5 protein-coding genes are annotated in these 7,559 nt (G+C 73.8%); 3 read left to right on the plus strand and 2 right to left on the minus strand.

Annotated features, from left to right (window positions below; genetic code table 11):
* Positions 1 to 1,600 (plus strand): PQQ-binding-like beta-propeller repeat protein (locus BU198_RS26610; RefSeq protein WP_188299414.1); only part of this gene is annotated, 1,600 nt, incomplete at its 5' end.
* A 150-nt stretch (positions 1,601 to 1,750) separates the two neighbouring features.
* On the plus strand, positions 1,751 to 4,330 hold the full coding sequence (gene pepN / locus BU198_RS26615) for an aminopeptidase N (protein WP_188299415.1): 2,580 nt from the start codon (positions 1,751 to 1,753) through the stop codon (positions 4,328 to 4,330).
* Positions 4,331 to 4,456: 126 nt separating this feature from the next.
* Here pepN and BU198_RS26620 read toward each other — a convergent pair whose 3' ends face one another.
* Positions 4,457 to 4,687: a hypothetical protein gene (locus tag BU198_RS26620; RefSeq protein ID WP_188299416.1), complete on the minus strand. Its 231-nt coding sequence runs from the start codon at positions 4,685 to 4,687 to the stop codon at positions 4,457 to 4,459.
* 126 nt (positions 4,688 to 4,813) lie between these two features.
* Complete coding sequence (gene malQ, locus BU198_RS26625; protein ID WP_188299417.1) at positions 4,814 to 6,937, minus strand: 4-alpha-glucanotransferase; 2,124 nt, start codon at positions 6,935 to 6,937, stop codon at positions 4,814 to 4,816.
* A 434-nt stretch (positions 6,938 to 7,371) separates the two neighbouring features.
* Here malQ and BU198_RS42600 point away from each other — a divergent pair.
* A partial coding sequence (locus BU198_RS42600) for a hypothetical protein (protein WP_223244972.1) occupies positions 7,372 to 7,559 on the plus strand: 188 nt, incomplete at its 3' end.

Genomic DNA, 7,559 nt, shown 5'->3' on the forward strand with positions numbered 1-7,559 from the left:
GCCGCCGGCACCGCCCGCGCAGCCGCCGGTCGGCAGCCCGGAGTACGCGGCCTACGCGCCGACCGCGACCGGGTTCCCCAGCCAGGCCCCGCCGCCGCCCGGCGCCGCGCCGGTCGGCCCGTACGACCCGGTGCCCGGGTACGGCGCCCCTGACCCCGCGCAGGCCTACAACGCCGGCGGCTACAACTACCCGCAGCAGCCCGGCTACGGCTACCCGGGTGCGCCCGTCGCGCCCAAGCAGCGCAACCCCGTGATGCTCTGGGGCGGGATCATCGGCGGTGTGCTGGCGGTCTCGATCGCGGTCGCCCTGGTCGTCCTGCTGAAGGGCAACGACCCGGAGCCCGACCCCGCGCCGGGCCCGATCAGCAGCGGCACCGGCGGCACCGGCGGATCCACCGACACCGGCGGGACCAGCACCAGCCCCACCACCAGCCCCGGCGCCAAGGGCTCCACCTTCAACGTCGCCTGGAGCGCCCCCAAGCCGGCCAACTCGGACAGCTCGAACCAGCTGCTCGGCGTCTGGGGCACCGACAAGCTCGCGGTGCGCGTCGACAGCTCCGGCATCAGGGCCTACAACCTGACCGACGGCAAGGAGGCCTGGACGATCGCCGCCCCGGCCGGCAGCAAGGAGCTGTGCACCGCCTCGTACGGCGCCAACTCCAAGGGCGTCGCCGCCGTCTCCTTCAACACCGGGGACAGCGACTGCTCCACCGTCGGCGCCGTCGACCTGGCCCAGGGCAAGCTGCTCTGGAGCGTCAAGGTCTCGGCCGACCGGATGTCCTCGCCGACCCTCAGCGTCACCGAGAACGTGGTCGCCGTCGGCGGCAACGCGGTCGGCGCCCTGAGCATCGCCACCGGCCAGCCGGCCTGGCAGTACCAGCCCCGCGACAAGGACTGCACCCTGCGCGGCAAGGCGGCCGGCACCCAGATCGCGGTCAGCGACCGCTGCTACGGCACCAGCGGCCCGAAGTCGCAGCTGGTCATCGTCAACGCCGAGACCGGCAAGGCGGCCAGCACCCCGATCACCCTCACCGGCAGCATCGAGCAGGTCGACTCGGTCGTCCAGGACAAGCCGCTGGTGCTGCTGATGTCCAGCGGTCCGCAGGGCGACTACGTCCTGCCGTTCGACAAGGACAACAAGCCGGGCAACCAGATGTCCGTCAAGGAGCCCGGTTCGGACAGCCTGCGCCTGTCCGGCCAGGACGAGGCCGTGACCCGGAACGTGGTCAGCGGCACCACGCTGTACGTCCAGGTGAGCGGCAGCAAGCCGGGCATCAACGCCTACGACCTGAACACCGGCAAGCGCCTGTGGGCGGCCACCTCCGGCTCGGCCGGCAACGACATGCGCCTGGTGGCCGGGACCGACAAGGACGGCAAGGTCCGCGCGGTCGTCGACCAGGGCTACAACAAGCCGGCCCGGCTGGTGACGCTCTCGCCGGCCGACGGCTCGCTGTCCGACCTCGGCACCATGGCGATGCCCAGCAGCATGAGCATCGGCAGCAGCACCTCCGAGTACCTCGTCTCGGACGACGGCGCCGCGGTCTACGCGTTCCGCCGCTACAGCGCCAGCGAAGGCCCGCTGACCAAGTGGAAGAAGTGACGCCGGGGGCGTGACCCCTCGTCGCGACCCACGCGGGCGGGGCGGGAACGGGCAATTCGCCCGGGCCCGCCCCGCCTGTGATTTTCCGGCGGGTCCGTACGTTGGACATGCGAGGATTCGGACCATCAGTCTGACAAAGGAGTGCAGCGAGTGCCCGGCACAAACCTGACCCGTGAGGAGGCCCGCACCCGGGCCGACCTCCTCCGCGTGGACGCGTACGACATCGAGCTCGACCTCGGTTCGGCCCGCGACGGCGGCACCTTCCGGTCCACCACCGTGGTCCGGTTCACCGCCACCACCCCCGGCGCGGAGACCTTCATCGACCTCGTCGCCCCGAGCGTCGAGGAGATCACCCTCAACGGCGTGCGGCTCGACCCGGCGAGCTTCGCCGACAGCCGCATCCCGCTGCCGGACCTGGCGGCCGAGAACGAGCTGCGGGTCGTCGCGAACTGCGAGTACACCAACACCGGTGAGGGCCTGCACCGGTTCGTCGACCCGGTCGACGGCGAGACCTACCTGTACACCCAGTTCGAGGTGCCGGACGCCCGCCGGGTCTTCGCCAACTTCGAGCAGCCCGACCTGAAGGCCGCGTTCGCGTTCACCGTGACCGCGCCCGACGGCTGGGTCGTGGTCTCCAACTCGCCGACCCCGGAGCCGGCCGGCGAAGGCGACACCCGGGTCTGGACGTTCGAGCCCACCGGCCGGATCTCCAGCTACATCACCGCGCTCGTCGCCGGCCCGTACGTCGGGGTCTTCGACACCTACGAGAACGGCGAGCAGAAGGTGCCGCTGGGCGTCTACTGCCGGCCGTCGCTGCGCGAGTTCCTGGACCCGGAGGCGATCTTCGAGGTCACCAAGCAGGGCTTCGACTACTTCCAGGAGAAGTTCGACTTCCCCTACCCGTTCGCCAAGTACGACCAGCTCTTCGTCCCGGAGTTCAACGCCGGCGCGATGGAGAACGCGGGCGCCGTCACCCTGCGCGACCAGTACGTGTTCCGCTCCAAGGTGACCGACGCCTCGTACGAGGCCCGCGCCGCGACGATCCTGCACGAGCTCGCCCACATGTGGTTCGGCGACCTCGTCACCATGGAGTGGTGGAACGACCTCTGGCTCAACGAGTCCTTCGCGACCTACGCCGAGGCGGTCTGCCAGGCCGAGGCCCCCGGCTCCAGGTGGCCGCACTCCTGGACCACGTTCGCCAACCAGATGAAGACCTGGGCGTACCGGCAGGACCAGCTGCCGTCCACCCACCCGATCATGGCGGACATCAACGACCTGGAGGACGTCCAGGTCAACTTCGACGGCATCACCTACGCCAAGGGCGCCTCGGTGCTCAAGCAGCTGGTGGCGTACGTCGGCCAGGACGCCTTCTTCCAGGGCGTGCAGGCCTACTTCAAGCGCCATGCCTGGGGCAACACCCGCCTCAGCGACCTGCTCGGCGCCCTGGAGGAGGCCAGCGGCCGCGACCTCAAGGCGTGGTCCAAGGCCTGGCTGGAGACCGCCGGCATCAACGTGCTGCGGCCCGCCGTCACCGTCAACACCGACGGCGACATCGAGTCCTTCGCGGTGCTCCAGGAGGCCCCCGCGCTGCCCGCCGGCGCCAAGGGCGAGGCCGTGCTGCGGCCGCACCGCATCGCGATCGGCCTGTACGAGCTGAACGGTGACGCCCTGGTGCGCACCGACCGGATCGAGCTGGACCTCGACGGCGCGCGCACCGAGGTGCCCGAGCTGGTCGGCCGGCACCGCCCGGCCGTCGTGCTGCTGAACGACGACGACCTCTCGTACGCCAAGATCCGGCTCGACGAGGACTCGATGGCCGTCGTCACCGAGCACCTCGGCGGCTTCACCGAGTCGCTGCCGCGCGCGCTGTGCTGGGCCTCCGCCTGGGACATGACCCGCGACGGTGAGCTGGCCGCCCGCGACTACGTGTCGCTGGCGCTGTCCGGCATCGGGCGCGAGAGCGATATCGGCGTGGTGCAGTCAGTGCAGCGCCAGGTCAAGCTCGCCCTCGACGTCTACACCGACCCGCAGTGGCGCGGGCAGGGCCTCGACCGCTGGGCCGCCGCCACGGAGGAGCACCTGCGGGCCGCCGAGCCCGGCAGCGACCACCAGCTGGCCTGGGCCCGCACCCTCGCCTCGGTCGCCCGCACGGACGGTCAGCTCGGGCTGCTCGCCGGGCTGCTGGACGGCTCGGTCGAGATCAAGGGCCTCGCGGTGGACACCGAGCTGCGCTGGGCCCTGCTCGGCCGGCTCGCCGCCACCGGCCGGGCCGGCGAGGAGCTGATCGCCGCCGAGCTGGAGCGGGACAACACCGCGGCCGGCCAGGAGCACGCGGCCACCTGCCGCGCCGCCCGGCCGACCGCCGAGGCCAAGGCGGAGGCCTGGGCGTCGGTGGTGGAGTCCGACAAGCTGACGAACTATGTGCAGGAGGCCGTCATCGTCGGCTTCCAGCAGTACGACCAGCGCGAGCTGCTGGCGCCGTACGCGGAGAAGTACTTCGCGGCGGTGAAGGACGTCTGGGAGAGCCGCAGCCACGAGATCTCGCAGCAGATCATCGTCGGGCTGTACCCGTCCCTGCAGGTGACGCAGGGGACGCTGGACGCGACCGACGCGTGGCTGGCCTCGGCCGAGCCGGCGCCGGCGCTGCGGCGCCAGGTGGTCGAGGCGCGGGCGGGCATCGAGCGCGCGCTGAAGGCCCAGGCGGCCGACCGTGCGGCGGGGGCCCGCTGACGGTCCGCGGACCAAGCCCGAAGGGGCGCCGGACGGAATCGTCCGGCGCCCCTTCGGGGTCGTGCGGGTCCTGGTGGACGTGGAACGTCCCGGTGGACGTCGTGCGGGTCCGGCCGGACCCGCCGGTTACTTCTTCTTGCCCTTGCCGCCGTACGGCAGGCCGGCCAGACCGGCGATCACCGCGAAGGCGACGAGCGGGAGAAATACGTACAGGCCGAGGGTCTCACCGACACTCAGGCCGGACCCCGGGTCGTCACCGTCGTCCCGGGTGAAGGCCATGGCGGGCGACGACAGCAGCATCATCAGCGTGACCGTTGCGGAGACCGCGCCGGCTCGCAAAGCGTTCCTCTTGTCCACGTTTCCAACTTACCCGCCGCTTACGGGGGCGCGCGCGTCGGGGTCGGCCCGAGGCGGCGGGGGTGCCTGCGGCGGGCCGACGGCGACGGACGGGGCCGGGGACGGCACGCACCCGGCCCCTTCCGGTCAGCGAGCGGACCTGCGGGAACCGGGTGGGGCCAGGAGGTGGGCGAGCAGGCCCGCGGCGGGGTTGGCGGCGAGGCGTTCGAGGGTGACCGGGTCGCCGGCGCCGTCCGCGACCGGCAGGCGCCAGTTCGGGTACTGGTCCCAGGTGCCGGGCAGGTTCTGCGGGCGCGGGTCGCCGACCAGGTCGGGCAGCCAGACGCCGACCAGCTCGGCCGGGGTCTCCCGCAGGAAGCGGTACAGCACGGACGCCGTCAGCGGCTCGCCCGGCCGGAGCAGACCCAGCCCGGCCAGCTCGGCCCGCCAGTCGGCCAGCTCCGTCGCCGCCTCCTCCTGCTCCTCCCCCAGCGGCCTGGCCAGCAGGCCCAGCCGGTGCCGCAGCTCGACGTGCTCGCCGGAGAGCCTGGCCGCGGTGCTGGGCAGGTCGTGGGTGGTGAGGGTGGCCAGGCAGCCGGGCCGCCAGCGGTCCGGGGCGAGGATCGCGCCGTCGCCCTGCCAGTCCCGCTCGAACCAGAGGACGGAGGTGCCGAGCACCCCGCGGGCCGCCAGTTCCTCCCGCACGCCCGGCTCGACCGTGCCCAGGTCCTCGCCGATCACCGGCGTCCCGGCCCGGTGCGCCTCCAGCGCCAGGACCCCGAGCATCGCCTCCGCGTCGTAGCGCACGTACGCGCCCTCGGTCGGCGGGTGGCCCGCCGGCACCCACCAGAGCCGGAACAGGCCCATCACGTGGTCGATCCGCACCGCCCCGGCGTGCCGGGCGGTGGCCCGCAGCAGCTCCGCGTACGGGGCGTAGCCGGCCTCGGCGAGCGCGTCCGGGCGCCAGGGCGGCAGGCCCCAGTCCTGGCCGTGGGCGTTGAAGGCGTCCGGCGGGGCGCCGACCGAGATGCCGTCGGCCAGCACGTCCTGGAGGGCCCAGGCGTCGGCGCCGTCCGGGTGGACGCCGACGGCCAGGTCGTGGATCAGGCCGACCGCCATGCCGGCCTCGCGGGCCGCCCGCTGGGCGTGGGCGAGCTGCTGGTCGACCTGCCAGGCGAGCCAGCGATGGAACTCGACCCGGTCCCCGAGAGCCTTCTCCGCCTGCTCGACCTGTGGGCCGTCCGGGTGACGCAGGCCCTTCGGCCAGTGGTGCCGGTCCGGGCCGTGCTCCTCGGCCAGGGCGTTCCACAGGGCGTACCGGCGCAGCCACTCGCCCTCCCGGCGCCGGTACGCCTCGTACCCGGCCTGCCGGCCGGGGCCGCGCGGCACCTCGTGCAGCAGTTCCAGGGCCTCCCGCTTGAGCTGCCAGACGGCGTCCCGGTCGATCAGGGCGTCGTGGCCGAGGACCTCCTCGCGCAGCCGGGCGGCGCGGCGGGTCAGCTCCTCGGCCCGGTCGCGCTGCCCGCCGGCGAGGTACCCGTACTCGGGGACGTCCTCGATCCGCAGGTGCACCGGGTCGGCGAAGCGGCGCGAGGACGGGCGGTACGGCGAGGGGTCGGAGGGGCTCGTGGGCACCCCCGCGTGCAGCGGGTTGATCTGCACGAAGCCCGCGCCGAGGCCGGTGCCCGCCCACCGGGCCAGCTCGCCCAGGTCGCCGAGGTCGCCCATGCCCCAGGAGCGCTCGGACAGCACCGAGTACAGCTGGGCGAGGAACCCCCAGCTGCGGCCGGGCAGTCGCGGCAGCCGCTCGGGGGCGACGATCAGCGCGGCCCGGGCCCCGCGCCCCTCGCTCTCCGCCGTGAGCACGTGCCGCCCCAGCGGCAGGTCCCCCGGCACCCAGTGCGAGTGCCCCCTCGGCAGCTCCCAGCTGCCCCCGTCCTCCAGTTCGACCCGCAGCCGGGCGTCGGCCGGCACGTCCAGCGCGGTGCGCCGCCCCTGACGGACCACCACGCAGGGCGGCAGCAGCCGGGACCGCTGCCCGGCCCGGTGGCGCTCCAACGCCTCCCGCACCTCCTGCCGGGTCCCGGCCGCGACCCCCATCGCCGCCAGTACCGCGACCAGCGTCCGCGCCCCCACCGCCTGCCCGCCCGGCCCCGGATGCCGGGTGTCCACCCCGTACGCCTGCGCCAGCGCCACCAGTTCGGCGGGCGGCGGCGGGGCATCCTGCGCCGGTACCTGCTCGGCTCCGTCACTGTCGTGGTAAGCGGCCACTCGCGGCTCCTGCGATGTCTCGGCAACGCCTGGTCGGGACGACCACAGTCCTACCCGGGTGACACCTCGATCACCCAGAGCGACACGACGGTGCCCGGTCGATCGGCAGCGGGCCGGCGCTCGGGCGGGCAGGACCCGGGCGCGTCGGTGCGGAACGCGCCGGCTTTCGGCTTCCGCCGGGCCGGCGCCGAGGACGGCGCCGACACCCCGTCCGGCACCCTCCGGACGGTGGCGCCCGGCGTTGCCGGGGCCGGCCTGACATGCCGTCGAATCCGGCAAAACGGCCGTAGCAGTCGGTCACGTTGACACCGGGTTGGCCAGCTGGTGGGGTTGCGGAGATGTGGTCGTGGCCTGGCGAGGAGGCTCCTGTGCAAGCCCGTGTGTCCGTTGTGGCCGGGCGGCGGCTTCGGTCGCAGTTGGAGCAGAGTCCGGCGTTGCGGGAGGTGCTGCTGCACCCCGCGGCGATGGCGGCACGGCGGGCCACCGCGCGGACGTGCCGTCAGCTGGCGCCGCGGACGGCGGACCGGCTGATCGCCGATCTCAAGGGGACGGAGCCGCTGATGGCGTCGGTGCGGGAGGAGCGCGCGGGGCGTGCCGCGGGGCGGCCGGGGCGGCGGACGCT

The sequence above is a fragment of the Streptomyces sp. CBMA156 genome (assembly GCF_014596515.1).
In the GTDB taxonomy this organism is placed as follows: Bacteria; Actinomycetota; Actinomycetes; order Streptomycetales; family Streptomycetaceae; genus Kitasatospora.